Origin of the sequence: Ktedonospora formicarum, from assembly GCF_016587355.1 — a bacterium.
GTDB lineage: Bacteria > Chloroflexota > Ktedonobacteria > Ktedonobacterales > Ktedonobacteraceae > Ktedonobacter > Ktedonobacter formicarum.
In genome coordinates this window covers 1314513-1341318 of the sequence record NZ_BNJF01000001.1, presented here as the reverse complement: position 1 = coordinate 1341318, position 26806 = coordinate 1314513, and the positions used below count along the sequence as shown (strand labels likewise).

Below are 26806 nucleotides of genomic sequence, written 5' to 3'. Positions count from 1 at the left end.
CAAAACTTCTTTGAGTATAGCATCCCAGGCCTAATATTGCCATGCGAGGCTACGAGTAGCAGTATTAAGAATTGAAGGCGCTTCGGAGACCTGGTTGTATGGTGCATTGCTTATGCTATAATTGCGGATAACATTATAAATTCGCATTGTCAGGGTATTTCAGGTCGTCTATCGTTTTGAGCATCACAAAGGAGCGATCTCATGCAAGGCTTGATGATGGATTTCCCACTGACACTACAGCATGCCTTTAATCGCGCTATCCGCCTGTATCCGCGTAAGGAAATTGTAACGCAGACCGAGGCTGAGCCTCATCGCTATACCTACGCCGAGTGGGGAAAGCGTGTGGCGCAACTTGCTAATGCACTGGCGCGTGCCGGCGTACGAGATGGAGACCGTGTCGCTACCTTCGGTTGGAACACCTATCGCCACTTTGAACTCTACTATGCGATCCCCTGTATGGGAGCGGTATTACACACGCTCAATATTCGCCTCTTCGCCGAGCAATTAGCCTACATTGTCAACGAGGCCGAGGATAAGATTATTTTCGTGGATGGAGATCTCGTTCCTGTGCTGGAGAAGCTTGCTCCCCAATTTCCCTCGGTCGAACTCTATGTCATCATGGGGGACTCTCCATATGCTACGGGAGCGCTCCAGCCTTCGGTCGATTACGAGACCTTTATCGCGGCTCAGCCAGAGACCTATGCCTGGCCTGAGCTGGATGAGAATGCTGCCGCTGCTATGTGCTACACCTCTGGCACGACTGGGAATCCCAAGGGCGTTGTTTACTCGCACCGCTCAATTTTTCTACACTCGATGGGTGTGGGGCTGGCGAATGGTCCCGCGCTGAGTGAGCAGGACTCTGTTCTGCCTATCGTGCCGATGTTTCATGCGAATGCCTGGGGCTTTGTGCATGCTGCCGCTATGGTAGGGTCAAAGGTTGTCTTTCCAGGGCGCTTTATGGATCCTATGAGGATTGGCAAACTCATGGAGAGCGAGCGTGTGACGCTTGCCGCTGGCGTGCCAACAATATGGATTGGCCTGTTGAGCCTGCTAGGGAAGGAGCACTTTGATTTCTCCGCACTGCGTTCCATTGTCTGTGGTGGTTCCGCAGCACCTCAAGCGCTGATCGAGGGTTTGCAAAAGCAAGGTATCACACTGCTGCATGCCTGGGGCATGACAGAGACCTCACCGCTGGCTTCGATTGCGCGGCTGCGTAGCTATCAGCTTGAGCAATCGGAGGAGGAGCAGTTTAGTGCGCGAGCCCGACAAGGGACGGTTATCCCTGGTGTTGAGTTTCGCGTCGTCAATATGGAGACGGGCCAGGAGGTTCCCTGGGATAACGAGACCTACGGTGAACTTCAGGTGCGTGGTCCCTGGGTGGCACGCGCATATTATAAAGATAGCGAGTCCGCTGCCAAGTTCGCGGACGGCTGGCTACGTACCGGAGATGTCGCTGTTGTTGATCAAGATGGCAGTTTGCACCTCGTTGATCGGACCAAGGATCTTGTGAAATCTGGCGGGGAATGGATTAGCTCTGTAGAGCTAGAGAATCTATTGATGGGTCACCCCAAGGTGCTTGAGGCCTGCGTAGTGGGGATTCCGCATCCCAAATGGTCCGAACGTCCCCTGGCTTGTGTAGTGCTCAAACCGGAGTATGTAGATCAGACCACTGGCGAGGAGATTCTTGAGTACCTACGTCCTCATGTAGCGAAGTGGTGGTTGCCCGATGATGTGGTATTCATTGATGCTGTTCCAAAGACCAGCGTTGGCAAGTTCGATAAGAAGGTCCTACGCAACCAGTTCAGCATGCATGAATTGCCTTCTTAGCCGCAAATATCGAAGTAAGCGCTGCTTCCAATCCTATTGGAAGCGGCGTTTCTGTTATGACCAAGAGACGCCATAAAGTTGGCACCACAACTGAAGTGTGACGATAGCGACAAGGGGATGGCGCCCACTGGTGCTGATGTGTGGGGGTGGTGGCTGGCGGAGAAGTTGTTGAACCGCTTGTGCATCGAAGAGCCCCGTAGCGCGCAAAGCCTCCACTGAGAGCAGTGATTGGAGGAGTTCGGAATGTTCAACTTGCCAGAGTGAGGCACAGGGGAGCGTGAGGGAGGCTTGTTCATTTGTTAGGAGTGGAGAAGCTCCATCCGGAAGTACACCGGCTAGTATGTCTCTGGCGGGCATCGGAGATAGGGAGGAGAGCAGATGTGGGTGTAGGTAAGGCGAGTGTAGAGCAATGTGCTCTTGCTGTGCGAGTTTTGTGATAGGAGCTACAAGGCCATCTGGCAGCCGCAAGTGCCTGTCCAGGTAGGTTTGGCGCTGTTCTGAATGTGGTAGCTGCTCAGCGAGGCGCGCGAGGCGGCGTGCATGCGTTGTTAGCTCCCATGGCTCCGTTCCGTGGATGGCTTCACGTAAATCTGAGGTAAAGTAGGAGAAGAGGTCATATGCAAGCGCCTCTTGCTGTGTCTGGGCATAAGCGCTGAGAGGGTCTGACATAGGCGGCTGAGCTGCGGTTTCCAGATGAGATGATCCTCCCAGACCACAGAACGCTACGCGTGCTCCTGTTTCGAGGGCGCTGGTATGGAGTAACTGGTGCCAGGCGAGCAAGCGTGTATCCAGACAAGGGGTTTCGGTCGCATAGAGGGTTGCGTGCCAGAACTCAGGCTGGTCCACTCCTCCTACTTCTAGCAATTGGCTTTGCCAGTGCTGACTCAAATCCCGTAAGTATGCGCGCCTTTTTATATCTCTGCTTTGCTTATAGTCAAATGATGTGAGTGTAAGAGGTTGCTGGCTAGTGTTCTCACTGGCGTAAGCCGCAAGTGCAAGAGCCAGTGTGGAGTCCGTGTCGCCGCCAGTATAGCCTACTATTGGTTGTGGATGAGGTGGAATCAGGCCTGACACGATCTCCTGTAGCTGGTCGCGTATCTGGTCTGGTCTAGTGGGTGTTGTGACTTCGGAGGAGGGGGCAACTGGCGGGCTAATGATTAGGCGCGTGTGCTGCCAGCGGAGATGTGAACCAGCGGGAACAATGTTGATATCTTCAAAGAGGGTCCAGGGTGCGGGAAGAAAGCCATAGCGCAGGAGAGCCGCCAATCCTGCTGGGCGTAGGCGGCGCGGTATACCTACCGCGAGCAGTGCCTTGATCTCGCTGGCGAAGAGCAGGTTTCCCTGCGCGGGCCAATCCTCAATGTAGTAGAGCGGGTGCTGTCCTGAGACTGGACGCCTGTAGACCAGCGTGCGGCGCTCAGGCGTCCAGTCTAGCAGGGGAGGATCATCGTTCTGGCGTGTAGCATAAGCTGTGTCAGAGAAGGAGAGAATACCCGCGCCGGGTTGGGCAGAGCGCGCTGGGGTTCCACCAGCACGCTCCAGTGCGTTGCCCATGCTTGTTAATACTTGCTCTATCGTCTCTAAAGGAACCTGCTCGCTGGTAATCCATCCTGCGAGTACCGCCATGATCTCACCTCATTTCGCGCTAACTGGAGCTTGTTACTCCTTGCGCCAGGGGGTCTCCGAGCGCCTTATCCAGCGCTGCTGATAGAAAATATAGCTATCCTCGCGATCAAAGTATTCGTTGGTGAGATCGCATTCGTTCCATTCGATATTTTGCTCATCGGCGTGTAGCTTGTTCGTAATATGCTGGATGACATCCAGCCCTTCTGTTAGATCGATACCGGAGAAAGTATCCTGCTCAATGTCATCGTCAAATTCGACGATCTCGTCACCTCGTTTACCGCGTAAGACATAGTAGATATACATGCTGTGTCGCCCTTTCGCGTGATATGTTGAGCGTATCATAGCGCATTTCCATGACTGTGTCAGCCCTTACCAAGTAAGGGCTGACACAGGTTATCCTGTTCTGCTGACCAACGCAGGCCGCTATGCGGCTTCGTTGAAGGACCCATGCTTCTGAGGAATGGTCTGTCGCTACTTGGATAGGGGAGAGAAGGGGGGAGCTGGCAGCCTGGATAAAGGGAGACAAGTGGCTAAGGCGCGAAGAGATGCTGTGGATTTCTTTGAAATCCTAAGAAATCATATGGTATAGTACTTGTGATGGCTGCGGGTGCGTACATTGCGTTTCGATCAATGGTAATGTATAGTAGCCTTAGAGCAAACAGGGCGCTACAAGCAATGTGGGCATTTGAATCCCTTCTGGGATGACTGCCAGCGCTCAGCAGAGCAGTACATCGTTACATTGAAGTTCTTAATTAGGAAGTGCTGAAAACACTGGAGTACATGGATGTTTGTTCCTATATTCATCCTCCTTATCGCGGCTGTCGCGATCCTCTGTGGGCTGTTTCTCTCACCACGTTCTCACCATTCAGACTCGGATGAGCGACCAATCTCCTATGTGAATAGTAGGAATCGTCGTGCTTCGCGGGCCCTTATGAGCGATGTTCGTGGCCGGACTACTCGTTCGCGGCGTCCGATTCTACAGACCCATTATGAGTATCAATGGGAGCCGCGTGTAGGCGCGCTCTCCTGGGCGGGTGTTCGCGGCTCGTTTTCTAGTCGCTCGCTCTTTGGAGCTTTGCTTATTCTTGGAACGGTGATTGTTGCGGGCATCTGGCTCTGGTCGCATGTCTTTTCCTCTCCAACCCTCCTCCAACAGCAATGGCCTGACGTGGCCGTCTCAGCCTCGCCCCCTGCCTCCTCAACGACGCCAACGATCAAGGAAACGATTCGAGCTTCAAGCTCAATGGTTCGACTCAGCCAACTCGATCCCGCGCAGTACCGGAATGACCAGGAATATAAAACCTGGGCCTATTCTGCCTGTTCCACTGCCGCGATGACGGAAGTGATTAATGCATATAATACCATGAATAAGACGGGTAAGCAGTATCGCATTACTGATATTCTGAATGCTGAGACTGCTGTTCATGCCATAACACCTGAGTTAGGGCTCTTGGAACCGAAGGGCATTGATCGAACGGTCGCGCGCTTCAACTTTAAAACAACATGGCTGAACAAGCCGACGGCGCAAGACCTGATTCGTATTGGCAATAGTGGTCGTCCCATTATCATTGGCTTCCCTCCCGAACGCTGGTCCGGTGGGCACCTCCTGATTGCCAGGGGAGGTAATAGCAAAAGTGTCTACCTCACAGACTCCTCAAAGCTGAACATGCAGGTAATGGATATCAACACCTTTAATAAGTATTGGGCTGGTTTCGCCGTCATAGTCGAACCGAAATGATGTAATGTGAATGATCCAGGCAACACAAGAGAGCATGTCAGAACTTCTGACATGCTCTCTTGTGTTGCCTGGGTAAGATCGATCTCTCATAGATTCCAGAGTTCTGCCTCTACGAAATAGGTCATGGTTGCTTCCCTGAGTCCGAGTGCGGCGGCTCCAAGCGAGCCTTTGCAAGACCATCCTATATCTTCTACCTGTGTGCCATTTACATAGAATGTACACCCGTTTGATCGTGCTACCATGCCAATGCGGAGCGGAAACTTTAACGGAAATGAGATTTTTCCACTTTGAGAAGGAGTTCCGCCAATGAGAGCAATATTGTAGATTCCATAGTTGCCATCTTTGTCGATGAGAAACATACTTCCACTATTTGCACCGAGCTGAGTCTTCGCATCGAATAACAAACCAATGCTGCCTGCTGGACTACCTTGAAAATTCTTGAAGATGATTTGAAATGTGTAGTTTGTTTCTGTCTCTGTTCCCAAGCGAGGGCAGCCCACAAAATAGTTCTTATCCGCTTTTAGGAAGTAGCCTTCACCCCCAAATCCACAGCCCGTGCCATCCCAGCTTGCATTTAGTTTTGTCAGGTCATCGTGAAAGGCAACATTCGCGCTGAAAGGGTATGTTTTTGCGGCGACGGTTGCGGTCGCATGCTCTGCTATTGTCGTTGCCTGGTTTGCGGAACTTATTGTCTTCTGAGCCACAATCGCTGTCTGGCTTACGCTGGTCGCTGTAGCCTGTTCAAAAAGGGTCTGCTGATGCCCATAGTTCACATTCCAAATGAAGCCACCTATCAGAAGTAGGATGGCGGCAATGGCGGCTACCCAGTAGACTAGTTGTTTCTGGTTGGGGGGTGATGGAGGAGCAGATTGTGCATATGGCGGCTGTGTAGTTTGATGTGAGATGAATGATAATAGTTCATATTCTGACTGATCTTCATTGAGAGCAATCTGGATGCCCAGGTGTTGCAGAAAGTGGCGCACTGATCTGAAGCGTTGCCCTGGGTCTGGTGATTGAGCCTGCGAGATCGCATGTTCTGTGGGTGCGTCAATGGTAGGACCTGTTCGATAATCGATGAGGAGTTCGCCCGCCAATCCTCCTAGCGCGAACTGGTCGCTTAAACGTGTCATTGTATTTTCTGGTGGCTGGTAGAGAGGATCGAAAGAGCTTCGCAGCCCTACGGTGCTTGTGATCAGTGGCGCAAATGAGACTAGAACTTCATTCTCTGGTGTAAGTAGGATTGCCTCGGGTGAGAGTGCACCATGTACAATGGCTTCCTGGTGCGCGATTACCAGGACAGTGCCTACCTGCCCTAGAATCTTGCGTGAGGTATCTTCCGTGACTGGCTCAATGTCATCGTGCTTCAGGCGCTGCTGTAGTGTTTGAAGGCTTAGAGCCTCCTCTGGCAAAATCAAGTAGGGACGGTCATCTTCGTCGATTCCATAATCTAGAATTGGTAAGCAATGGGGAAGCTTAAGCTTCATCAACCCTAGAACCTGTTCGCTGAATGTAGAGTAGTATGCTGAGGTCGCGTCATACATTTTCCAGCTTTTAAGCGCCAGTGTTCCTGAGTTCTCATAGGTATGCTCGACGATGTATAGAGTAGAGGTTGGTGTATCTGCCTGGACAGCTATTATTCGATAGTTATCGATATACTCTCCAATGGCTTTCATCGCTTGCGCCTTTCTCTAGATAGAGTATCAGGGGATGTATATATCACTCTTATAATGGGGTAGATAGTTGTGATATGGAATTTGGTGCATACTTGTCTTTTAGATTATCAAAATCATTTTATAAGTGTCAAGCTCCATATATCGTAGCAGGTAGAGGCAGGAAAATTGTGAATGATGCGTGAAGGAAGTCTTAAGGGCAAGCAAAAGGACTGGCACAACAATATGTGCCAGTCCTTTTGCTTATTTTTTGCGTCTACTCAGCTACTTCTGTGGGGGCTTCATCGGCGGGTGTTGGCGGGATATGTAGTTTGACGCGGCGGAAAGCCTCAGCGAATTGCATATCCAGGTTGAGTTTCTCTTTGGCTTCTTTTGCGGTTTTTGCCGCGCGCTCGCGCAATGAGGAAGAAAAGTCGACATCGGGACCAAATTGCGTGACATGGCACTTGAGACCCTGTGCTTTGATGTCAATGGTCTCGGTGACATCGACGTAGGTGTTTGAGCGCTCTGTGTAGAAGAGATAGAGCTCATGGACGCGATATGGCATATAGCCCTGGGCGATGAGATCGCGATACGAGCGTGGGTTGCCCACATATGGGAAGATCGCATCCAGCACAATGCTTCCGGTTGCGCGATGATCGGGATGGTTGATATGACCAGTGGCTTCAGGTTCCTCGTTAGGATCGGGAGCCATGAGAAATGTGGAGGGATCATGTGTAAGCACAACGCGCGGGCGATACTTGCGGATCAGACGTACAATAGCCTTGCGTGTCTCCTCGTTATTGGTCAGATGCCCATCGGGGAAGCGCAGAAACTCGACAGCCTTGACGCCATAGACTTCAGCGGCTGCGCGCTGTTCCTGCTCGCGGGTCAGCATGAACTCTTCATCGTCCATATCTGGGGCTTCGCCACCCTCGACGCCGTTAGTCATAACGACCCAGACGACCTTCTTACCTTGCTTGGCCCAGAGCGCGCTTGTCGCGCCCGCGCCAAAATCGTCGTCGTCAGGATGAGCACCAATAATCATGGCCTCGTAATCGGGTTCGGTGATAACTTGAACGGCTCCAGGGGCGTTTCTATCTCCCATAGTAGGTTCCTCTCGTAGATGTTTGTAAGTACATTGTGGTCTTATAAAATAACGTGCGTATTTTGTATATGATCGGATAGACTGCTCTCAAGCGCTAGCTCTGGTCAGGAGTTGCGGAGCAATCACTTCTTCAAACGCATCGATGAGAGCATTTATTCCAGGCGGATTGGCGCTGAGGTGATTCAGCCCTATGGCTCGCTCAGGCAAACCTGTGCGCAGGATCTCCTGCTCCTGGGAAGTTCGTCCTAGTACGCGCGCCAAAGGTTCGCAATCCCATTTGAGTACGACGCCTGCCTGTAGGAGGCTTCCCTGGCGGCGACGTACCATACACAGCCCAACGACCTTGCGCAACCCCACTACGACTTCATACGGGGAGAGTGTACCATAGCAAGCCCGGTTCATCAAAGACTCATATTCGTGGGTCTCTGGCTGTTTCAGGCGCTCTCGCTCGGCGTGCGCTTCTTTGGTGGGGATCGCGCGTGTCTCGATACCAAACGTGTGAAGCGCTTGAACCCAGGCTTCGCCAAACCATCTGTATGACTCGACAATATCACTAATGATAAGCGGATGCTCCGCCGGAAGAATCACGTCGAGACAGAGCAGGTCCGGTCCTACCAGGACCGTTGTGCCACCTGCTCTTCGGCGGTAGACTGGCAGGCCCAGTTCGCTTAACGCGGTCTGATTAAGGCTCTCTATCTTCTGTGAGAGACCCAGGACCAGGCTCGGGCGCTCAGCCAGGGACCAGTAGAGTTGGGCCGGGTCTCCTGGCTGAGCGTTGTCAAAGAGTCGCTCATAGCGGTCAATATGTGTTTGTTGATCAGCGATGGTGAGTGGGTGGGAGATCCACTCATGAACGAACGGTTCTGCTTTGCTCAAGGTATTGCTCCGCGGGTGCGCGCTTGAACCAACCAATAATGGCGGCAATGAGACTGATTGCGCCTCCTGCCAGTAACGAAACGGACGCACCAAAGGTATTGGCAAGCCCTCCTGTGAAGAGATTACCGATAGGGATACTCCCCACAAAGACCAGGGTGTAAACGCTCATTATTCTACCACGCAAATGATCTGGTGTCATGGTCTGGAGCGTAGTGTTGGCCGCCGCCGAAAAACTGATCTGTGTGGCTCCAACCAGGGCGATGAGCACGAACGAAAGCGCGGGGAGATTCGAAAGCGAGAAGACCATCTCTAACACCGAGAAGGCGATACAGGCCAATAAGATCTGCTTCAGTGGTGGGCGTTTACCCCGCGAGGCTATCCAAAGGGCCGCGACCAGCGAACCGATACCGTAGCAGGACGAGAGGAAGCCATAACCACTCGGTCCTACCTTAAGAATGGTGGTTGCGAAAAGCGGCAGGACCACATTAAAGTTAATACCGAAGAGCGAAACTGCTCCGACAACAGCAATAGTTAGCAGGACAATCGGTGTCTGCTTGATGTAGCTGAGGCCTTCTCTCAGGCTTTTAAGTGTGCCCTGAGCTGACGTTGGTTGGGCCTGGCGTCTAGGAGAGGCATAGAGTCTGCTGATGTCAATCAGCGCCAGGCCAGTGATCACGGGCACAAAGCTTACGGCGTTGATGACAAAGAGGAAGGATGTACCAAACCAGGCAATGAGTAGCCCGCCAAGGCCAGGACCAACTATGCGTGCCATATTGAAGAGCGATGAATTGAGCCCGATGGCGTTTGCCAGATCATCGCGCCCTACCAGTTCAGATATGAATGATTGGCGAGAAGGCATATCAATGGCGTTGGTACAGCCGAGCAGAAAAGCCAGGATATAGACATGCCAGATCTGGATATGTCCGGTGGTGACCAGAATTGCCATGACTGCAGCCTGAAGCATTGCGAAGGACTGAGTAAAAAGCAGAACGCGTCGCTTTGGTAGCCTGTCCGCGACCAAGCCGCCAAAGAGAGCGAACAACATAATGGGTAAGAACTGCAAGGCACCAACGATACCAAGAGCCAGCGGGCTATGTGTCAATTGTAGGACCAACCATTCCTGCCCGATGGTCTGCATCCATGTTCCAATCAGGGAAACAAGTTGTCCAAACCAGAAGAGGCGAAAGTTGCGGTGTTTGAGAGCGTCGAAGGTTCGTAGGCGACGGCGCGCCTTACGTTCTACTTCAATGACAGTGCGTTCGGTGGCTTCTTCTACCTCCCGAACTTTCTGTGTTATTCCCTGACCTTCTAACTCCTTCTGCTGTGTGATAGATGATTGAATCAAGTGAAGATAAATCCATTTCTAGCTTTGGGTATTCAGATGAAGAACTGCTCTTCAAGTGCAGCATAGGGTACCTGAATACAGGCATATTAGGTATAGTGAAGACAAACCCAGTTACATCAATAAAGAGGTATCTAGACCCAAACCACGTTGTTTTTAATTATTATGAAGATGATTGAGGACTTGTTTCTTTTCCCGATGACGTTCCAGCTTCGTATAGAGGGAGGCACGCATCTGCTCCAGCGCCGCGATTTTCTGCTCCACCAGCCCGATTTGTTGTAGAATCAGTTCGTCCGCGCGGTCAAGGTGCGCAACTTTTGCGTTCTCATCTGTCTCAACGCGAAATGCCTCGCGAATTGTGCCACGCTCTTCTTCCACATTCAAGATCTCGCGGATTTCGCTGAGAGAGAAGCCAAGCAGGTCGCGAAGCTCTTTGACTCGTTCCAGGCGTTGAATATCTTCCTCGCTATAGCGGCGGTAATTACCCTCAGTACGTTCGGCAGGGGGCAGGAGACCCATTTCTTCGTAGTACCGCAGGGTCCGCTTCGTCAGGCCGGTGCGGGTCGCGACCTGCTCGATACTATAGCATGAAGAGGCTTGTGTTGAAGTTGGCTCGCTCACGGCGGACAAATTGACCTTTCCAAATAGCAAGTAGGAGACGCTCAATGCGTCGTATCAGGAGACATCCACAGTATAGCATAACCTTGACGTTAACGTCAAGGTTGATCATAAAGTCTCTCTCTATTTTGTTTGGCCGAATAGTGGTTTCCTCTCATACATAGCTTTAGTAAAAAAAGCACTTGTTGCTGGCCTTTGCCTCTGCCACGAAGCTAGTGGGAAGTTCATAGGTCTCCTGTTGCGAATAAAATGACCTCGTATCGCGATATAAGCGCTTGACTTTCCGATGCACGTAAGATATTATCGTCTCTATACACATCAATGTTTTGTAGTAACAGGAGCAGCCAGTGAAGAGTGTTTATACTTTCAGGCATGTATGGGCCTTATCCCAGGCTGCATATTGCTATGCTCCTCCACTTCACTACAAACGTGTTATCTACTATTCATCAATCCCCTCAATCTCCTCCAAGCAAGATGCGGCGCTTATCATCGCGAGTGGCGCGGCGATAATGGCGGTCGCGTAACCTCCTTCGCACCCTATCAATTAGCTTCGATCTTTTCTCTTTTGTAGGGAAGAGATCTCCTCAATGTGTATATCCCCATATATAAGGAGCCTATCCAACATGGCGGAACGAATATATTCTCAGCGCCTTGGTAAGATTGCAGATGAGCAATTTCAAGCTGCCCTGGACCATTTCCATCTGGGGTGCTTCTTGCATGCCGAAGCCATTCCCTTCGGCAATTTTGGACAAAATGTCTTTGTCACCAGTACCACGGGAGAGTATGTCTTGCGTGGGTGCCCCCATATCTGGTGGCAGTTTCCAACCGAGCAGTTTTTTGCACGCCAACTCTATAAGCGAACAAGCGTTCCGGTTCCCTGGCCGTATCTTGTTGAGACCTCACCTGAGATCTTTGGTTGGAGCTTTGTGCTTATGCCGCGTATGTCAGGGCTCCAGCTGGCAGATCCTCAGGTCAAGGCACAGCTAGGGACAGCGGATAAACTGGGTATCGCGCGTGCGCTTGGCAAGAACATGGCCCATATGCAGGAGCTAACTTGGCCTATTGCTGGTCGCTATAATGCTGCTAGAGAGACCGTTGAGCTATTTGAACGGACACAGGAATTTCCCTGGCTCTCTATGGAGTCTTTAAGTGATATAGAGACCATTACTTATAGCGAGCGTGTCCTGGGACATCTTCGTCATCGTCTTGCTAGCGCGCACACATGCAATGCTGCCACAACTACGCAAGAGGATCTTGCCTGGGTCGAGGAACTTATTGCTGAGGCCCAGGAAGCGTTCGATGAACCATATGAGCCCTGCTTTCTAATGGAAGATTACAAGGAGGGCAATCTCGTGGTAACTCAGCATAGTAATTCCTGGCAGGTAAGTGGCCTGTTTGATTTGATGCAGGCTCATTTTGGAGATGGCGAGTCTGACCTTTCGCGTCCGATTGGTGAGTATCTCAATGAGGACCCACAATTAGCTGGCACGTTCTTTGAGGAATATCGACGACATCGAGTGCTGCGTTCTGGTTTTGCCAGACGTTTCCCGGTTTATATGCTGCTGGATCGTGCGATTCTCTGGGAGTTCTTCCAGCGCCAGGGGTGGAGTTGGTGGCCTGAGGAGTGGACGTTTCGGAATTGGGCGAGCCAGTATATCGCGCCTGAGGTTATCTTGAACCAGCTTTAATATCTAGTAGAGTAGGGTAAGAAGGCTTGCTCTTACCCTACTCTACTAGAGCGGCGTTTGAAGTATGGCTAAAACAATTCCTCGAAGGGCATGGCAGGCGAGAAGAACGCGAATGGCAGGAAAACAAAGCGAAAACTTGTGATAAAATAGGTTATGCGAGCCTCTCTATCTTTAACGAGTGGTGGAGGATAACACGCGGTATGCCATGTCTTATGTGAAAACCAACGCTGCCTGAGCGGCAGCTAGCGCTGGAGCGCTCAGGTTTTCTTATAAGGAGTATAGCAAGTTACGCGAGACTCTCGCATGGTGCTGGTTCTGTTTTCGCGTGGCAAGAGGTTGATGCGCTGGGATAATGAGGGACGAGAGGCATGTTGGCTGAGCCTAGTTGTGGATTACAAGGACGGGTTTGTCATGCATGATACGTTGTCTTCCCTGGTAGAGAGGGCATTAACAGGTAATCCTCGACCATTGGAGTTTTATTTACGTGAGAATAGCCGCTTACCTGGACCGCGCGCGAACCTGGAACTGGCGAATGATGTAAGTACTCTGCTGGCGGCTGCCATCGCTCGCTATCCTGAGAGTGTGCGCTCCTTGCTGCACTACTTTGTGAATGGAGATCGTAAGTGGATGTCGGGAAATACCCCATCCGAGTTCGTCATTCTCTGCGGCATTATCGCGGCGGGGGCCTGTGCGGCCTCTGAGTCGACGTGGCAGGAGGAAATGCTGGAACTGCTTGACCATTACGCGTGTAGTCCCTATTGGCGCATACGTGAGGGAGTCGCCATTGCCTTTCAGCATATGCTGCCTGCTAATGTTCCGCGTATGCTTAAGCACCTGCGTACCCTGGCGCTGTGCGGCGATTACCTTCAACAGCGCGCGGCAATCGCTACACTTGCTGAGCCTCATATTCTGGTTTCGCCTCAATTGATAAGCGCCGCGCTCGATCTGCAACGTATGGTGCTATCACGCGCTCGCGAAGTTCCCTTGCCTGAGCGTAAGCAAGAGAATTTCCGCACGCTACGGCGTACTCTGGCCTATACGCTGAGTGTGGCGACGGCGGCTTCGCCTGATGAGGGGTTTGCGCTCATGCGTGAGTGTGCTGCTTGGAATGATAGTGATATCAACTGGATCTTGCGCGAGAACCTCAAGAAGAAGCGCCTTGCCCGTTTCGCCTATGATACCCAGCTTATCAATCGGCTACTAGCTACGCCTTATCCTGGGGGCTCCGGCGATGCTGGTATGCACTACAACCGCTAATGCGTGATTTCTGTATCGCTATTATGGATAACGCAAGGAGGTATAAGCGAGACTATTGGGGAATGAGGGGCAACCTCGCTTATACCTTCTTGACCTTACGCAACACGGAGGCTGACTATTATTTTGGGCGGAAGGTAGTCTAGTGTTATTGCCTCTAAGCATGGTTTGTGATATCATGTCACGCTGTGTTCCCCTGCTTTATGCATTCCATGTACGCGCATAGAGCTGGTTTGATTGTTCCACTAGATAATGCAATTGTCAGCGTCCCTACTTTCCATACATGCCGATCCCTTACTGGGCAAGGCTGTTTTGTGTTCGGAGTGGCCTTACGCAGGCGATTGAGACGCATAACAAAAAGAAATCGTAATTGGATGTCGTATCTCTCTTATGTGATGACTATGCCGGGCCTGGAGACGCTGGCCTTTGGCGAAGTGCGTGCGCGAATTGCGGACGCTGAGTTGGTGAAGTTTTCGCGCGGAATCGCTCTCTTTCGCACAGATATCGCTCCGGCTGAACTATTGGAGTTGCGCACGGCTGAAGACGTCTTTGTGGCCCTGGCGCATATCAAGGGTTTGGGACCAGGACGCAATGCGCTACGAGCTGTGCATGGGGCAACTCTGAACGCAGACGTGACCCAGGCCCTGACTCTCTGGCGTCGAGCGCATCATGGTTCCTTGCCGAGAAGCTGGCGGGTGGTGAGCCAGAAGTGGGGCTCGCATGAGTTTCGGCGTATCGACGCAGGCGATTCGGTTGGTGCGGCCTTGCAGCGGATGCTACCACGCGGCATGCGTCAGGTGAAAGATGATGCCGATATAGAGTTTTGGATCTGGATTAGTGGTAGTGAGGCTTTTATTGGGGTGCGTCTGAGTGATGCAAGTATGCGGCACCGGAATTATAAGCATGAGCACCTCCCTGCCTCCCTACGCCCTACCGTAGCGGCTGCGATGAGTTTGCTCTCACGTCCTACTTCTGATGACGTGGTGCTTGATCCGCTATGTGGCGCGGGCACAATCCTGATTGAGCGTGCGCTTGCCGAGCCATATGAAACCCTCCTGGGTGGTGATCTGCGTCCTGAAGCGGTAGGGATGGCCCGGCGCAACGCGCGTGCGGCGAACGTCGATGCCAGAATTGAAACCTGGGATGCGCGCGATCTCTCCCTTGAGCCCGCGAGTGTGACAAGGATCATTACTAATCTGCCTTTTGGCAAGCAGATTGGGACGCATGAGCAGAATGTCAAACTCTATATGGATCTTGTGCAAGAGTTCCAGCGCATCCTGACCCCCGATGGTCTTTTAGTCGCGTTGACAAGCGAAGATCGCCTATGGGAGACAGCTCTGCGCAAGCATGGTTGGCGCGTCTCTAAGAAGGTCGTCCTGGTGGTCCTGGGGCAGCCCGCGAGCATCTTTGTTGCTGCGCGTGCCTGAGCAATGATACTATGGTGAGTGCATGCAATCGCATTACTATCTGAAGTAAGAAGGAGTATACCCTTGGCTAACGCTACGACTGCCGATTTTCGTAACGGCATGGTCATACGCTTTAATAACGAGCTATACAGTATTAGTGAGTTTCATCATGTCAGCCCCGGAAACTGGCGTGCCTTTGTGCGCACACGCCTCAAAAGCCTACGCAATGGGCGTGTGATCGAGCAGCGCTTCCGCGCTGGTGAGGAAATTGACGAGGTACGTGTAGAGCATCAGAACTGGCAATTTCTCTATGTTGATGGCGACGAATACGTCTTTATGAATACCGAAACCTTTGATCAGCAGCCAATCTCTAAGGCTCTGTTGGGTGATGCCATCAAGTTCCTCAAGGAGCAGGATGAAGTTGAGATGCTGGTCGATGGCGAGAATATCATTGCCGTTGAACTCCCCAACTTCGTTGAGGTGCTGGTTGAGAGCGCTGAGCCAGGCGTTCGCGGTGATACCGCGAACAACGTAACCAAGCCTGCTACTCTGGAGACTGGCACCGTTGTCAACGTGCCACTCTTTGTAAATCCAGGCGACAAGGTCCGCATTGATACACGTACCGGTCAGTATGTTGAGCGCGTGAAGGCATAGATTACTCCTGAAGCATTTTCTAAGGCCATCCTCCATTAGAGGATGGCCTTATTTCTCTCTCTGTCTCTAGTATGTCTATTGAGATAGTAGTAGAAAATATGTGCTGAGCAAGGCTACTGGTGAGCTTCCATATGTGAGGCCATAGAAAGGTGTGCATTATTCATGGGAAAGCCTGTATTGGTGATTGTGAACGGCCTGCCTGGTTCTGGTAAGAGTACGCTTGCGAAGCGGCTCGCGACAGATATGCCTTTGCCAGTTTTCTCGCGGGATGGTATTCATGCGACCCTCTACGATGTGCTCGAATGCTCGGTTGACGCAACTCCGCCACGTTTGGGCCATGCCGCGTACGCATTGCTCTATTCTTCCGCAGGATCTCTGCTGGCGGCGAGCCAGTCAGTAGTGATCGAGGCTTTCTTTGGTAATCCCAAATTGCGTGGCGCTGAACTAGCGGACCTGAAGCGAATGCATGATTTTGAGCCGTTGCAGATCATGTGTAAGGCAGATGGAGAGGTCTTGCTAGAGCGCTTTCTAAAACGTGTGGCATCTGCGGAACGCCACGCAGGCCTTAATGATATGGAATGGCTTGAGGAGAATAAAGAGCGTATCTTGCGGGGGCGCCTTGAATCTCTTGCGCTTGGTGGTCGGATCATTGAGTTCGACACCACGACCTCTGATAATTTGAGTTATGCTAATCTGCTCCAGCAGGTGCGTACGGCCCTCACCAATTCGCTTGCTCATTAAGCGTCATAGGCATTGATAATGCTCTTTTTTATAATGCCACTTGAGAATAATGGTGCTTAACGTGTACCGTATCCTCTATTGGACGCGGGGGGAGAGAAAAGCAATGCCTCTCTCCCTCCCCCATTGATGTCCTCCGTTCTTACCCAATATACTTTCTGGGTATAAGCATGATAATTGCCATGGCTCCTAGCAAGAGGATTGCGCCAAGCAGGCCGAGCGGATCAAGCTCCTCATGAAAGAGAAACCACGCCAATATAGCCGCTGTTAGAGGCTCGCACATGGTGAGGATACTCGCGACTGTCGCTGAGAGCGAGCGTATACCCGCTTGAAAGAGGCCATAGCCCAGGGCCGTAGGAATGCACCCCAGGTACAGCAGCAACATCCATCCCTCAACTGGATAGGTGACTACCAGGTTGGTCGATGACGCACAGACCAGCAGCAGAAGTGTTCCGGCTCCAAATGAGATCGTACTGATCTGAAGCGGATGATAGCTACCAGTGAGTAGGCGTCCGCAGAAGACAAAACCAGCATAACCGCAGGCAGAGAGAAACGCGAATACTATTCCTGAGAGTGATACTGTTCCGCTACCATGATGCCGAGTCATCATAAGTAGCCCTGTTCCGCCAAGGGCCGCGAGAAGCGCGATGAGAGTGAGTGGCGTCAGACGCTCGCGCGTGATAAGGACCGAGAGCAGTACAATGATCACAGGGGCAGCGCAAATGGCAATAAGGGTTGAGACACTCACGCCTGCGTTAGCAATCGCTCCGACATAGAATGCCTGAGAGAGAGCGAGTAGACAACCCATTAGGATCATCATGCCGAGATCTCGCTCCTTGATGTGTAAGAGTTGGCGACGTAAAACTATCCCACCCGCGAGAAAGAATAGTGGGGTCGCGAGAGCTAGGCGCCAGAATGATAATGATAGAGCATTGGTTGTGCTATATCCATAGAGCAGTTGGTTCGCGATACCGACTGTGCCCCAGGAGATGGAGGCACAGATGATAAAAAAGAAATCACGGCGGGTTGTATGCTTGGAGGACATAAATTATCCTTTCCTCAAAAGACAAATTTGGTGAAGTTCTCAACATTGTCATGAGGGCAGGAAAATGGCATAAATGTCCGGCACAGGCACCAATAAGATATCTGTGTTAGAGTGATGTTGCTACCGTTCTACCTGCCCTAGTGGGAGGTGACGGGAGGAGGAGAACAAAGGAGATGTGAATAGGGAAACACGGGATGGATCACAGTGTGTTTTTCCTTACTGCTGAAATATGAGAAATTTCTCTCCCCAATTGTATCAAAAACTGTCAATGATAAGATGGCGAGTTGTACTACGCGTCAGCAGACACTTTCAGATTAAGGGAAGGCATAAAGCTTTTTATCTACTGAAGAGTAGCGTCCACAGATGGGGTACGAAGAGGCAGACCCCTACCAGCACAGCCAGAATGGCACTGACCAGGACCGCGCCTGCTGCAACATCCTTCGCGACCTTGGCAAGTGGGTGATATTGGGGCGAGGCTAGATCAACACACAATTCAAATACCGTATTGAACATCTCGGCGGTGAAAACACAGATCATTGTCACAAAGAGTAGAGCGAACTCAAGCGGAGAGAGTCCCAGAAGCAGTCCAGCCAGGACCGCAATGAGACCAATGGCGATATGGACGCGCATATTTCTCTGCGTGCGTATGACATGACTGATGCCGCTGAAGGCGTATCTAAATCCGACGAGAAACGCGCCCCACGCGTTTTTCTCAGGCGTGGGGCGATATGGTGGTGGTGTAGAAGGCTGCATATGTATTAACTCTTACGCTGCGTCAGGGTGTTGAGGACGCGTTGCTGAATACTAACCATTGCCTGGTAGCCTGCTTCGGTATGGTCGTCATAGCCAACCAGATGCAGGACACCATGTGAGAGTAGGTAGAGGCATTCATGTAGTGTGCTATGCCCTGCTTCGCGCGCCTGCCGCTCCAGTGTGGGCCAGGACATGACGATATCGCCCAGGTTGGTCACATTACCAGGGGGGGTGATGAAGTCTGGCGTGCTCGCCTGGGTCTCACCCTCCACTGGACGTGGTGGCCATAGTTGATCCTCGGGAGCATTTACCAGTGGCTCATTGAGCAATGGGAACGAAAGCACATCAGTTGGCTTGTCGATCTCGCGATACTGTTTGTTCATGTCACGGATACCATTATCGTCTGTGACAAGAAGGGTGAGCATAATTTCCTCTGTGATGCCCACCTCGCGCAATGTGCGTTCGGCAACCTCGTCAAGATTGACATGTTCAAGGGCCTGCTCAATCTCCGCGCTGAGCTGAGCATCTTCAATTGTTACATAAAGCTCAATGAGAGGATGTTCGTGCATAATCTCTTTCCTAAAAATAGTTGACCTTTGTTCTGTTGCTGCTGTTTCGGTGAGCTGGGCAGAAAGCGACCTCCATCTCCACGAAGTTATGTATGGCGGAAATGGAGGTCAGGGTTCGAGCACGGTCTATGCCACGGGACATTAAACAAGCTTCCGCTGAAGCTTGCGACGGCGCGCGGCCTCTTTTCGCTTGCGCTTCATGCTGGGCTTCTCGAAATGTGCCCTGCGGCGAGCCTCTGCGAGAACACCTTCCTGCTGGATTTTGCGATTGAAGCGCTTGAGTGCGGTCTCGAACGAATCAGTGCTGCTGATCCTGACTTCCGTCACCAGGAATCCCCCCTCTCATGGTCTGTTTCGGAGGGGAAGAGCGCCAGCAGTTGGCAAATCCGTCTTTTATCTTCACCCTCGCGGACCTGCGGTCAAAATTATACTACCTTAGACCCTTTACATGCAAGATGTTATCGCACGATTCCGGGATCGTTCACAATGAGATGGTCGCACACGATTCCGGGATCGTTCACATTGCTTATCACTCGCTGTCCGGTTTGTTGTCAGTTGTTTTGAGCAGTGTCGCCTTTTTCTGCATAGTCGTCTTGCGTCCAAATGCGAACAGAAAGACAATTAGCCCAAATACAAGGACGCTAAAGAGGCTGATGGTACGATCCAGTAGGATCGTCGCCGTCGAGCGATTGACGGTATCTAGCCCATGGTAGAAGAGACCCAGGATGGGGATCATGCCGATTTCAACGACCCCCAATCCGCCGCCAGTCGCGGGGACCGCAGTTAATAGAGCCTCAGCTAGCCCGGCGACTATCGCTGCCGCGAGAAGGTATGTCAGATTGCCACTTAGGAGATTGAGAGAGAGGGCTACAAAGAAAAAGCGTAATCCTTCGCAGACCCAGACCCCTACTGTCAGCCCTCCCAGAGCTGGAAGGCGTCGAAATGAACCAAGTGTCCCCTCCTGAAAGTGATAGTAATGCCCACGCCAGCGTGTAGGGACGAGGCGCGCAATTGGCTCTCGCGCCAAGCGAAGTACTATGAGAGCCGCAATCCCCAACACAACCGCTGCCAGCACAATTTCTAGGCTGAGCTGAAGTTGGGGTGGAAGATGCTCTTGCAGGCTAATGAGGAGCGCAGGAATAAAGAGTAGCAGTAGCACTGTCAGGTCAAGCAGGCGTTCCGCCAATACCGTACCATAGCTGCGTGTTCCTGAGACTGGCACTTCTTGTCCTAGCAGATAGGCGCGATAGAGATCGCCAAGCTTTGCTGGTACGACGACATTGGCGAAGAAGGAGATGAAGAGGATCTCGGCCAGTTTCCAGAAGCCTGGAAGCTTAATACCTTTCTTGGGCGTATAGCCTACATTCTCAAGTAGCAGACGCCAGCGCCAGACACGTATGCCCATAGCGAGATAGTAGATACCAAAGGCTAGTAGAAAGAGAAAAAGGTTTGCACGCCGTATAGCCTCCCAGATGGCTTGGGGATTAATGTTGGCTTTTTGGGCGAAGAAGATGAGCGCCACAAGTACAACCACTAAAGGGACAAGTGTGCGCCAGTTCAACAGACGTTTAGAGAGGGAAAGTTGGTCTCGTGTAATCTCGGGCGCTGTGGTCTCAGCTACGGGCAAAACTGTCTGGGCGTCGTCGGTCGTCTCTACTTCTTTAGAAGAGGTTCCCCTGGCGGAATGCTCTGGATGAGTTGACACGGCTACCTCCGTTTTCCTACTGTTTGAGCGTTATATCAGGCAAACGAGTCAGGAGAATGATAAGTAACGCAAAGAGGTTTGTCATATTATGGACATATAGATCATCGAAGAGATTGTGCAAACAGATTGCGAGTAACGACGCGATCAGCCCAATTGCCAGTGCTCGATCATTGCTGAGTAAGCTTGCCAGATATAGTGTACGCCTCTGTTCAAAACTTTCTGCCCCCGTGCGTACCTGGGTTGGATAGACCTCTTTTTTCGCTATTCGAATTCGCTTATTCAGTATATGTAGCACGCGCTTTCCGGTCAAAAAGATGCTGAATAAGAAGGTAAACAGGCCCGCAAAACCAAAGATACCGGCCTCGGCTGCGATATTGATATAGTAGTTATGTGCGTGTCCAAGCGGGTTGGCGAAGATAGTAATAAAATAGCGTGGATATGCATTTGGATAATTGCCGATGCCAACGCCAAGGAGGGGATGATCTAGAAACATGTTGATGCCAGCGATCCAGTGCGCTAGGCGTTCAGCAGTTGAGAAGTCTTCGTCATGGGGATTGACAAAGGATATACCTGCCAGCCCCAGTTTATGTAGGATGGGAGTGACGTAGTGTTCGGGGATAAGGTTCGCGCAATAGGCTGCGAAGAGGAGCAGCAGTACGATTACGCCCAGGCGAACGAGTACATTCAGGCGAGGAAAGCCCACGATACATAGGAAGACCAGCGCGAGAGCCAAGGCGATATTCGCGCCGCGTGACTGCGAGAGGACGAAGGCAGCGCCCAGCAAGATGGTTGCCCCTCCTGCCAGGATGCGAGTTGCCCAATTGCGACCTAGAAGTGTAAGTGAGATAGTAATCAGCAGGGCCATATCAATAAAGCCCGCGTAGGGATTGGGCTGGTTGAACGTGCCGTAGATACGCAGACCACTGCCACGCACAAAAGATTGCGGTCCTAGATCAAACATATACTGCGCGTAGCCCATAAATGCCTGAGAGATACCTGCCAGGATACACATTATTACCAGGGTCCATACCTGCTGCCGTGTCCGTAAATATTGTGAGCCGAGGCAGAGGAGGATTGCCACCTCAAGCCATTTGGCAATCTCCTTAAGGCTTGTTTTGAAGCTGAGGGCCGTTGGTATTGAGACTAGCATCGCCAACAAGAGCGCTAGCAAGCCAATACTCAAGATGCGCGGTAGATTATAGCCTGTTCGGTCAAAAGGACCTGCCTGGGGGCGGTTAGAACCCATTCTGGGGCGAATGACATGGCTGCAAAGCCAGCTTGCAAAGAGCAAGAGTACCAGAATATCAGCGCTGGTCAGGCTAATGCCAGCAACAGTGAGTGCATCAAGGGACCCCCATGCGACCGCGAAAGGTGTCAGGTATAGAGCCATACGCGGGCGCAGGAAAGTCCAGATATAGACGATGGCATAGAGAAGAACACGAATGCTGACCGCCGGAGGAAAATAGAAGAGGCACGCCAGGGCAAGCAGCGCTCCTAGCACGCCAAAGGTATTGGCTAGTGTCAGATGTTCCTGTACCTTGTCCAGTATGCGCCAAGACTTTGGTGCGCCAGGCACAAGACTCACTCTCTCTCTGGAGATTGACATACGAATATGATCCGCTCTTTCTCTATGCGCTACGGTGACGATGGATATCCATCAGAGCTGTGATTAGGAAACGGTGGAGAGATTTGGAAGCTGAGTGCGGAACCAGGCAATAGTCTGGCGTAGTCCCTCTTCCATTCCAATCTTTGGCTCCCACCCAAGCACTGCTTTCGCCTTGCTGATATTGGGCTGGCGGCGCTCGGGATCATCCACTCGATCAGGTTCAAAGATCAGTGTTGAGCTGGATTGACAGAGCTTGATGATGGTATGTGCATATTCGAGAACGGTATGCTCATCGGGATTTCCCAGGTTGAAGACCTCGCCCCGTGTGTTCTCGCGGAACATCGCGCGCATCAGACCATCGACGAGATCGCTAACATAGCAAATGCTGCGTGTCTTCTGTCCATCCCCATAGACGACTAGTGTCTCGTTTTTCAATGCGCCGGTAATGAAGTTAGGAATCATGCGCCCATCTTTAATCTGGCTATTGGGGCCATAGGTATTGAAGATGCGTACGATTCGTGCGTTTAGCCCATACTGGCGTACATACTCCATTGTCAGCGTCTCGCCCAGGCGCTTGCTTTCATCGTAGCAAGCTCGCGGTCCAATGGGGTTCACATTACCCCAATAGCTTTCGACCTGGGGATGTACCAGGGGATCGCCGTAGATCTCCGATGTTGAGGAGACCAGGAAGAGTGCGTTCTGCTTGCGCGCAGCTTCGAGCATATTGTGAGTGCCCTGTGTGTTAGCCAGGATCGTCTCAATGGGATGTTCCATATAGCCAATTGGACTGGCAGGGCTTGCCATGTGGAAGATGGCATCGGCTTCATAATGGAATGGTTGGGTCACATCATGTTGAATAACATGGAAGTTTGGATGCGCGCGTAGAGCTACAATGTTGCGTGTGGAACCTGTAATATAGTTATCGACACATAGTACAGTGTGCCCTTCGTCAAGCAAACGCCTACATAAGTGGGAGCCTACAAAGCCCGCGCCACCAGTAACTACGACTTTCAAAGAAGTAAACCTCCAGAGTAGGGATAAAAACTCATAATAATTGCTTTCCAGTTCGTATCTCTATTGTACCTGAAAGGGTAGACGAACTGAGCAATATATGGGTAACAGCACCCATTGATCGGTAATGCTGTACTATATGCTGAATGCCACAGAGAGATTTCGGATGTTCGTCATGAATCCGAGCATCCTATGCGTGCAGCCATATGTCTCGCCCCTATCTTAGCGGTTTTGGCGCCTAGACTCAAGCTCTTACGCAAAAACTAGCCATTCAGTTCAAGCGGAACCCGGCGGCGTTTCCATACCTGATACAGGGCTTCATCTCCCCAACTGAGAAAGCCGCTTGTCGTGAAGCCGTGTACAATCGTAACCGCCAGCAATGATTGTTGTCCAGGCAGTAGTAAATAGACTAGGCTGAAAACAACTCCAGCCAGCCCCACTCCGCCAATGCTACGCCAGTTCCATTTGCCCAGGCGGTGATACAGGGTATAGATTGCCGTACTCACCAGCCAACCCCATCCGATCCAGCCTGTCCACTGTGTGACCGCTGCTAGGATGAAGCCGCGAAAGAAGAGTTCTTCAACTGGCCCGTTGATGAAGAGGTAAAAGAATGTCTGAAAGCTCTGATCGCTCAGTGTCGGTCTGCGGAATGCGCGCCCTACGACGAACATGCGATATCCAATGGCGAAAGTTGCCATAAACCCTCCCACCAGCAGCCCTACAATAATATGCAAGGGCGCATTGGTGAGGGTCAGGCCCAAAAATGAGAGAGGGAGGTGGAGAAGAGTGATATAGAGAAAGGGAACAAGAGCCATCGGGATCACGCGCATAAGCATATCAGGCCACATCCAACGCCAACTCATACGCACGGTTGAACGAACTAATTGTTTTGACTTGAGGGTTGACACGTGTGAACCTCTTCTGGGCAGAAAGACTTCTTTGCTCGGCTGTACAGCTTCCATGTAAATGATCCTTACTCCTTAGCACATGTGTTAAGTGATTGTTAACAAGTGTTAAGTTAGTGTAATCAAAACATGCAAATCTGTCCAGCGAAAAGGCTGAGAGGGGTATGAACTCCTACTTTATTCAAAGCGTTGTAGTTGTTCGCGTCCTTCTTGTACCTCTTCGCGTGAGAAGTTGCCAGCCGCCAAGTCCGCATCGCTTTTCAAGTCTAGCCGCCTGTAGAACTCGCGCCCTTGTTGCAGCAGTGTAGCGTCTCTCGGGGTGGATTCCAGAAGTTCGAAGAGTGTATCCTCGGCTGTAGCATAGAATCCGCGATGCTCCTGGTAGGCGAAGAGTAGTTGGCGAGTGGGGCGTGGCAGATCAAAGGCGTCGAGATTGCGGATCAGGGCATTCATTTCTTCACGTATATCTTCGGCATCTTCGATAGGAGCATGCAGGTGTAGATGAAGTAGCAAATGGAGTGCTTTTACATAGCGGTAATAGCTCTCATGGGTGTTGCCTTTAGCCTCGTAAATCTCTCCCTCTGCCTTGAGCAGCAGCGCTGTTCCAAGTGTAGCCTCGATGTTTGGCCTACCAAGTGGTGAGAGTGCCTCGACGACTGTCTGCTCGTCAAGTGTGTTGAGGAAACTGGAGGTCAGGCCCGTAGTGCGAAATAGTTCCTCGTCAATGAAAATCAATGCTTCTTCATGTTTATCATATGCGCGTAGGCGCAAGACAATCGCCAGCGTTCGCCCGAATTTCTCGGCTAATCTCAGAATATAGTCTTTATTGACCATTGCCCACTCTCCATCCAGGCCAACACCTGGAGCATGGTATTTCTGTAAGGATAAGGGGAGGTATCGCAGGTCTGACCCGTGACACCTCCCCTACTTTTTGTTTCAGCACTTATGCCAGCTTGGCGATTGCTTCCTGTAAGCGCTTCAGGCTGACTTCACGCCCAAGGACTGAGAGCATATGGAACAGGGGTGGTGTGGCATTGCTTGCGCTTACTGCTACACGAACGGCTCCAAAGAGTTGCCCCGGTTTTAGCTCTAGCTTCTGAGCTAATTCACGCATTGGAGGCTCCAATGTCTCATGAGTCCACTCCTCGATGCTGGCGAGCAGATCATGTGCCTGCTGGAGCGCGTTGTGTGTTCCCTCAGCGTCCATCTTCTTCTGAATGAGCATACTCGCGTCATACTCTAGATCCTTCAGATAGAAGAAGGAGACCGCGCGCGCGGCATCACCCAGAGTCTTCAGGCGCTCCTGCTCCAGTTCGAGCACGCGCTTTGTATATTCGCGATCCAGCGGGCGCTGAATGCTATCAGGCAGTCCGCCCTCCGCCTCTGGACGCTCCATATAAGGAAGTGTGCGCTCTGCCAACTCTTCCAGTGAGAGCTTGCGGATATAGACGCCGTTCATCCAGAGCATCTTCTCGGGATCATAGATGCCCGACGAGACGCTAACACGATCCAGCGTGAAGACACGAATCAGCTCTTCGGCTGTGAAGAACTCAGTCTTATCATCGTAGGCCCAACCGAGTAAAGCCATGAAGTTAAAGACTGCCTCAGGCAGATAGCCTTCGCGTTTGAAGTCACCCCATGCGGGCGCATTGCGCCGCTTGCTCAATTTGCGTTTGTCCTTGCCCAGCACGTTTGGTACATGATAGAACAAAGGCATCTCCCAGCCCAGATTTTTATAGAGCTGGACGTGATACGGTGCTGTGGAGATCCAGTTCTCGTCACGTAGGACGTGTGTAATCTCCATCAAATGATCATCGACTAAATGCGCCAGGTGATATGGGGCCAGGCCATTCGATTTGAGAATGATCATATCGTCAAGGTCGGTGTTCTTGAAGACCATCTCGCCGTGAAGTTGATCTGGCACAATTGTCTCACCCTCAGTTGGCATAGCCAGACGCACTGTGTAGGAGAGCCCTGCCGCGTCGTTAGTTGCGCGCTCCTCGGCGCTTAGATAGCGGCAATGGCGATCGTAGCGTGGTGGCAACTTCTGTGCCGCGCGCTCCTGGCGCATGGCATCGATGCGCTCGGGTGTACAGTAGCACTTGTAGGCATGTCCCTGCTCAATTAACTGGCTGGCATAGTGCTGGTAGAGAGCCTTGCGCTGCAGCTGGAAGTAGGGACCGTAGGGACCACCTACAACTGGACCTTCATCGTAGTCCATGCCGAGCCAGTGGAACCCTTGGATGATGTCTTCAACCGAACCTTCTACCGTGCGCGCTGTATCGGTATCTTCGATGCGCAAGATAAATTGCCCGCCGCCGTGGCGCGCGAATAGCCAGCTAAAGAGAGCTGTGCGAAAGCCGCCGATGTGCTGAAAGCCGGTGGGACTGGGAGCGAAGCGTAGGCGTGGCGGGCGATGTGCTGGCACCTGTGCCTGCTCCTGGGTCCGGTTGTCGATCTGTGTCATGAGAAACTGTCTCCTATTCAACTGTCAACGTTACCGCGTTATTGTAGCATAGACTACCATCTGCTGTGTAGCATGTATCTCGATCTTGTGACCTGTTTGTTGGGGACTCCACATCTTGCCCATTCCTTGTATGTACTGCTATCATACTGTCGAGCCTGACAGGAGGTTTCCGATCCTGCAAGAGAGCAGGATGATAGCTATTAGTCTCGAGGCCTTCTCTT

25 protein-coding genes are annotated in these 26806 nt (G+C 51.7%); 8 read left to right on the top strand and 17 right to left on the bottom strand.

Features of this window, described 5'->3' with window-relative positions:
* Positions 1-201: 201 nt before the first annotated feature.
* A complete protein-coding gene (locus tag K3T82_RS05790) occupies positions 202-1827 on the top strand; it encodes a long-chain fatty acid--CoA ligase (RefSeq protein WP_220192536.1) in 1626 nt (541 codons plus the stop codon).
* 54 nt (positions 1828-1881) lie between these two features.
* Here the strand turns inward: K3T82_RS05790 and K3T82_RS05785 are convergent, their stop codons facing one another.
* Positions 1882-3453: an asparagine synthetase B family protein gene (locus K3T82_RS05785; protein WP_220192535.1), complete on the bottom strand. Its 1572-nt coding sequence runs from the start codon at positions 3451-3453 to the stop codon at positions 1882-1884.
* A gap of 33 nt (positions 3454-3486) precedes the next feature.
* Complete coding sequence (locus K3T82_RS05780; RefSeq protein ID WP_220192534.1) at positions 3487-3795, bottom strand: hypothetical protein; 309 nt, start codon at positions 3793-3795, stop codon at positions 3487-3489.
* Between the two features lie 442 nt (positions 3796-4237).
* On the opposite strand from K3T82_RS05780, the gene K3T82_RS05775 reads away from it, so the two are divergent.
* On the top strand, positions 4238-5191 hold the full coding sequence (locus K3T82_RS05775; protein WP_220192533.1) for a hypothetical protein: 954 nt from the start codon (positions 4238-4240) through the stop codon (positions 5189-5191).
* An 86-nt stretch (positions 5192-5277) separates the two neighbouring features.
* Here the strand turns inward: K3T82_RS05775 and K3T82_RS05770 are convergent, their stop codons facing one another.
* From K3T82_RS05770 to K3T82_RS05750, 5 genes are all read right to left on the bottom strand, one after another.
* Positions 5278-6864 (bottom strand): serine/threonine-protein kinase, encoded by a 1587-nt coding sequence (locus K3T82_RS05770; RefSeq protein ID WP_220192532.1) that lies wholly within the window; start codon positions 6862-6864, stop codon positions 5278-5280.
* Positions 6865-7117: 253 nt separating this feature from the next.
* Positions 7118-7948, bottom strand: a complete 831-nt coding sequence (locus K3T82_RS05765; protein ID WP_220192531.1) for a PIG-L deacetylase family protein — start codon at positions 7946-7948, stop codon at positions 7118-7120.
* Positions 7949-8035: 87 nt separating this feature from the next.
* Complete coding sequence (locus tag K3T82_RS05760) at positions 8036-8824, bottom strand: lipoate--protein ligase family protein (protein ID WP_220192530.1); 789 nt, start codon at positions 8822-8824, stop codon at positions 8036-8038.
* Entirely contained in the window at positions 8796-10169 is a 1374-nt protein-coding gene (locus tag K3T82_RS05755; protein ID WP_236031022.1) for an MFS transporter, read from the bottom strand. The genes K3T82_RS05760 and K3T82_RS05755 overlap by 29 nt, the downstream gene beginning before the upstream one ends.
* 153 nt (positions 10170-10322) lie before the next feature.
* The gene (locus K3T82_RS05750) at positions 10323-10787 is read right to left on the bottom strand and encodes a MerR family transcriptional regulator (protein ID WP_220192529.1); all 465 of its coding nucleotides are present in this window, start codon (positions 10785-10787) and stop codon (positions 10323-10325) included.
* 344 nt (positions 10788-11131) lie between these two features.
* Here K3T82_RS05750 and K3T82_RS05745 point away from each other — a divergent pair, with 344 nt between their 5' ends.
* The 6 genes from K3T82_RS05745 to K3T82_RS05720 all read left to right on the top strand — a co-directional run bounded on the left by K3T82_RS05745 (position 11132) and on the right by K3T82_RS05720 (position 16527).
* The gene (locus K3T82_RS05745) at positions 11132-11308 is read left to right on the top strand and encodes a hypothetical protein (RefSeq protein ID WP_220192528.1); all 177 of its coding nucleotides are present in this window, start codon (positions 11132-11134) and stop codon (positions 11306-11308) included.
* 99 nt (positions 11309-11407) lie between these two features.
* Complete coding sequence (locus tag K3T82_RS05740; RefSeq protein ID WP_220192527.1) at positions 11408-12472, top strand: phosphotransferase family protein; 1065 nt, start codon at positions 11408-11410, stop codon at positions 12470-12472.
* A 411-nt stretch (positions 12473-12883) separates the two neighbouring features.
* On the top strand, positions 12884-13729 hold the full coding sequence (locus tag K3T82_RS05735; RefSeq protein ID WP_220192526.1) for a hypothetical protein: 846 nt from the start codon (positions 12884-12886) through the stop codon (positions 13727-13729).
* A gap of 371 nt (positions 13730-14100) precedes the next feature.
* Positions 14101-15153 carry a THUMP domain-containing class I SAM-dependent methyltransferase gene (locus tag K3T82_RS05730; protein ID WP_220192525.1) on the top strand — a complete coding sequence of 351 codons (1053 nt, stop codon included), beginning with the start codon at positions 14101-14103 and terminating at the stop codon, positions 15151-15153.
* A gap of 63 nt (positions 15154-15216) precedes the next feature.
* Positions 15217-15786 (top strand): elongation factor P, encoded by a 570-nt coding sequence (efp, locus tag K3T82_RS05725; RefSeq protein WP_220192524.1) that lies wholly within the window; start codon positions 15217-15219, stop codon positions 15784-15786.
* A 162-nt stretch (positions 15787-15948) separates the two neighbouring features.
* On the top strand, positions 15949-16527 hold the full coding sequence (locus tag K3T82_RS05720; RefSeq protein ID WP_220192523.1) for a P-loop nucleotide/nucleoside kinase family protein: 579 nt from the start codon (positions 15949-15951) through the stop codon (positions 16525-16527).
* Positions 16528-16666: 139 nt separating this feature from the next.
* Here K3T82_RS05720 and K3T82_RS05715 read toward each other — a convergent pair whose 3' ends face one another.
* The 10 genes from K3T82_RS05715 to gltX form a co-directional block, all read right to left on the bottom strand.
* The gene (locus K3T82_RS05715; protein ID WP_220192522.1) at positions 16667-17569 is read right to left on the bottom strand and encodes a DMT family transporter; all 903 of its coding nucleotides are present in this window, start codon (positions 17567-17569) and stop codon (positions 16667-16669) included.
* A gap of 336 nt (positions 17570-17905) precedes the next feature.
* Positions 17906-18322, bottom strand: coding sequence for a diacylglycerol kinase family protein (locus tag K3T82_RS05710; protein ID WP_220192521.1), 417 nt, complete (start codon positions 18320-18322; stop codon positions 17906-17908).
* Positions 18323-18327: 5 nt separating this feature from the next.
* Positions 18328-18891, bottom strand: coding sequence for an rRNA maturation RNase YbeY (ybeY, locus tag K3T82_RS05705; RefSeq protein ID WP_220192520.1), 564 nt, complete (start codon positions 18889-18891; stop codon positions 18328-18330).
* 141 nt (positions 18892-19032) lie between these two features.
* Positions 19033-19218 carry a 30S ribosomal protein S21 gene (gene rpsU / locus K3T82_RS05700; RefSeq protein ID WP_220192519.1) on the bottom strand — a complete coding sequence of 62 codons (186 nt, stop codon included), beginning with the start codon at positions 19216-19218 and terminating at the stop codon, positions 19033-19035.
* 202 nt (positions 19219-19420) lie between these two features.
* Positions 19421-20596 carry a lysylphosphatidylglycerol synthase transmembrane domain-containing protein gene (locus K3T82_RS05695; RefSeq protein WP_220192518.1) on the bottom strand — a complete coding sequence of 392 codons (1176 nt, stop codon included), beginning with the start codon at positions 20594-20596 and terminating at the stop codon, positions 19421-19423.
* Between the two features lie 16 nt (positions 20597-20612).
* Complete coding sequence (locus K3T82_RS05690; RefSeq protein WP_220192517.1) at positions 20613-22202, bottom strand: O-antigen ligase family protein; 1590 nt, start codon at positions 22200-22202, stop codon at positions 20613-20615.
* A 63-nt stretch (positions 22203-22265) separates the two neighbouring features.
* Positions 22266-23216 (bottom strand): UDP-glucuronic acid decarboxylase family protein, encoded by a 951-nt coding sequence (locus K3T82_RS05685; protein WP_220192516.1) that lies wholly within the window; start codon positions 23214-23216, stop codon positions 22266-22268.
* 260 nt (positions 23217-23476) lie between these two features.
* Positions 23477-24175: a CPBP family intramembrane glutamic endopeptidase gene (locus K3T82_RS05680; RefSeq protein ID WP_220192515.1), complete on the bottom strand. Its 699-nt coding sequence runs from the start codon at positions 24173-24175 to the stop codon at positions 23477-23479.
* A gap of 120 nt (positions 24176-24295) precedes the next feature.
* Positions 24296-24952, bottom strand: a complete 657-nt coding sequence (locus K3T82_RS05675; protein WP_220192514.1) for a DUF6483 family protein — start codon at positions 24950-24952, stop codon at positions 24296-24298.
* Between the two features lie 109 nt (positions 24953-25061).
* The gene (gene gltX / locus K3T82_RS05670) at positions 25062-26585 is read right to left on the bottom strand and encodes a glutamate--tRNA ligase (protein WP_220192513.1); all 1524 of its coding nucleotides are present in this window, start codon (positions 26583-26585) and stop codon (positions 25062-25064) included.
* Positions 26586-26806 lie beyond the last annotated feature (221 nt).

What these genes read in the sequence shown, in the direction of transcription:
- K3T82_RS05780 (WP_220192534.1), bottom strand. Translation starts at nt 3,795, where the DNA reads ATGATACGCTCAACATATCACGCGAAAGGGCGACACAGCATGTATATC.
- K3T82_RS05675 (WP_220192514.1), bottom strand. Translation starts at nt 24,952, where the DNA reads ATGGTCAATAAAGACTATATTCTGAGATTAGCCGAGAAATTCGGGCGA.
- K3T82_RS05765 (WP_220192531.1), bottom strand. Translation starts at nt 7,948, where the DNA reads ATGGGAGATAGAAACGCCCCTGGAGCCGTTCAAGTTATCACCGAACCC.
- K3T82_RS05790 (WP_220192536.1), top strand. Translation starts at nt 202, where the DNA reads ATGCAAGGCTTGATGATGGATTTCCCACTGACACTACAGCATGCCTTT.
- K3T82_RS05690 (WP_220192517.1), bottom strand. Translation starts at nt 22,202, where the DNA reads ATGTCAATCTCCAGAGAGAGAGTGAGTCTTGTGCCTGGCGCACCAAAG.
- K3T82_RS05785 (WP_220192535.1), bottom strand. Translation starts at nt 3,453, where the DNA reads ATGGCGGTACTCGCAGGATGGATTACCAGCGAGCAGGTTCCTTTAGAG.
- K3T82_RS05710 (WP_220192521.1), bottom strand. Translation starts at nt 18,322, where the DNA reads ATGCAGCCTTCTACACCACCACCATATCGCCCCACGCCTGAGAAAAAC.
- K3T82_RS05680 (WP_220192515.1), bottom strand. Translation starts at nt 24,175, where the DNA reads ATGGAAGCTGTACAGCCGAGCAAAGAAGTCTTTCTGCCCAGAAGAGGT.
- K3T82_RS05775 (WP_220192533.1), top strand. Translation starts at nt 4,238, where the DNA reads ATGTTTGTTCCTATATTCATCCTCCTTATCGCGGCTGTCGCGATCCTC.
- K3T82_RS05720 (WP_220192523.1), top strand. Translation starts at nt 15,949, where the DNA reads ATGGGAAAGCCTGTATTGGTGATTGTGAACGGCCTGCCTGGTTCTGGT.
- K3T82_RS05740 (WP_220192527.1), top strand. Translation starts at nt 11,408, where the DNA reads ATGGCGGAACGAATATATTCTCAGCGCCTTGGTAAGATTGCAGATGAG.
- K3T82_RS05735 (WP_220192526.1), top strand. Translation starts at nt 12,884, where the DNA reads ATGCATGATACGTTGTCTTCCCTGGTAGAGAGGGCATTAACAGGTAAT.
- ybeY (WP_220192520.1), bottom strand. Translation starts at nt 18,891, where the DNA reads ATGCACGAACATCCTCTCATTGAGCTTTATGTAACAATTGAAGATGCT.
- K3T82_RS05770 (WP_220192532.1), bottom strand. Translation starts at nt 6,864, where the DNA reads ATGAAAGCCATTGGAGAGTATATCGATAACTATCGAATAATAGCTGTC.
- K3T82_RS05730 (WP_220192525.1), top strand. Translation starts at nt 14,101, where the DNA reads ATGTCGTATCTCTCTTATGTGATGACTATGCCGGGCCTGGAGACGCTG.
- K3T82_RS05715 (WP_220192522.1), bottom strand. Translation starts at nt 17,569, where the DNA reads ATGTCCTCCAAGCATACAACCCGCCGTGATTTCTTTTTTATCATCTGT.
- gltX (WP_220192513.1), bottom strand. Translation starts at nt 26,585, where the DNA reads ATGACACAGATCGACAACCGGACCCAGGAGCAGGCACAGGTGCCAGCA.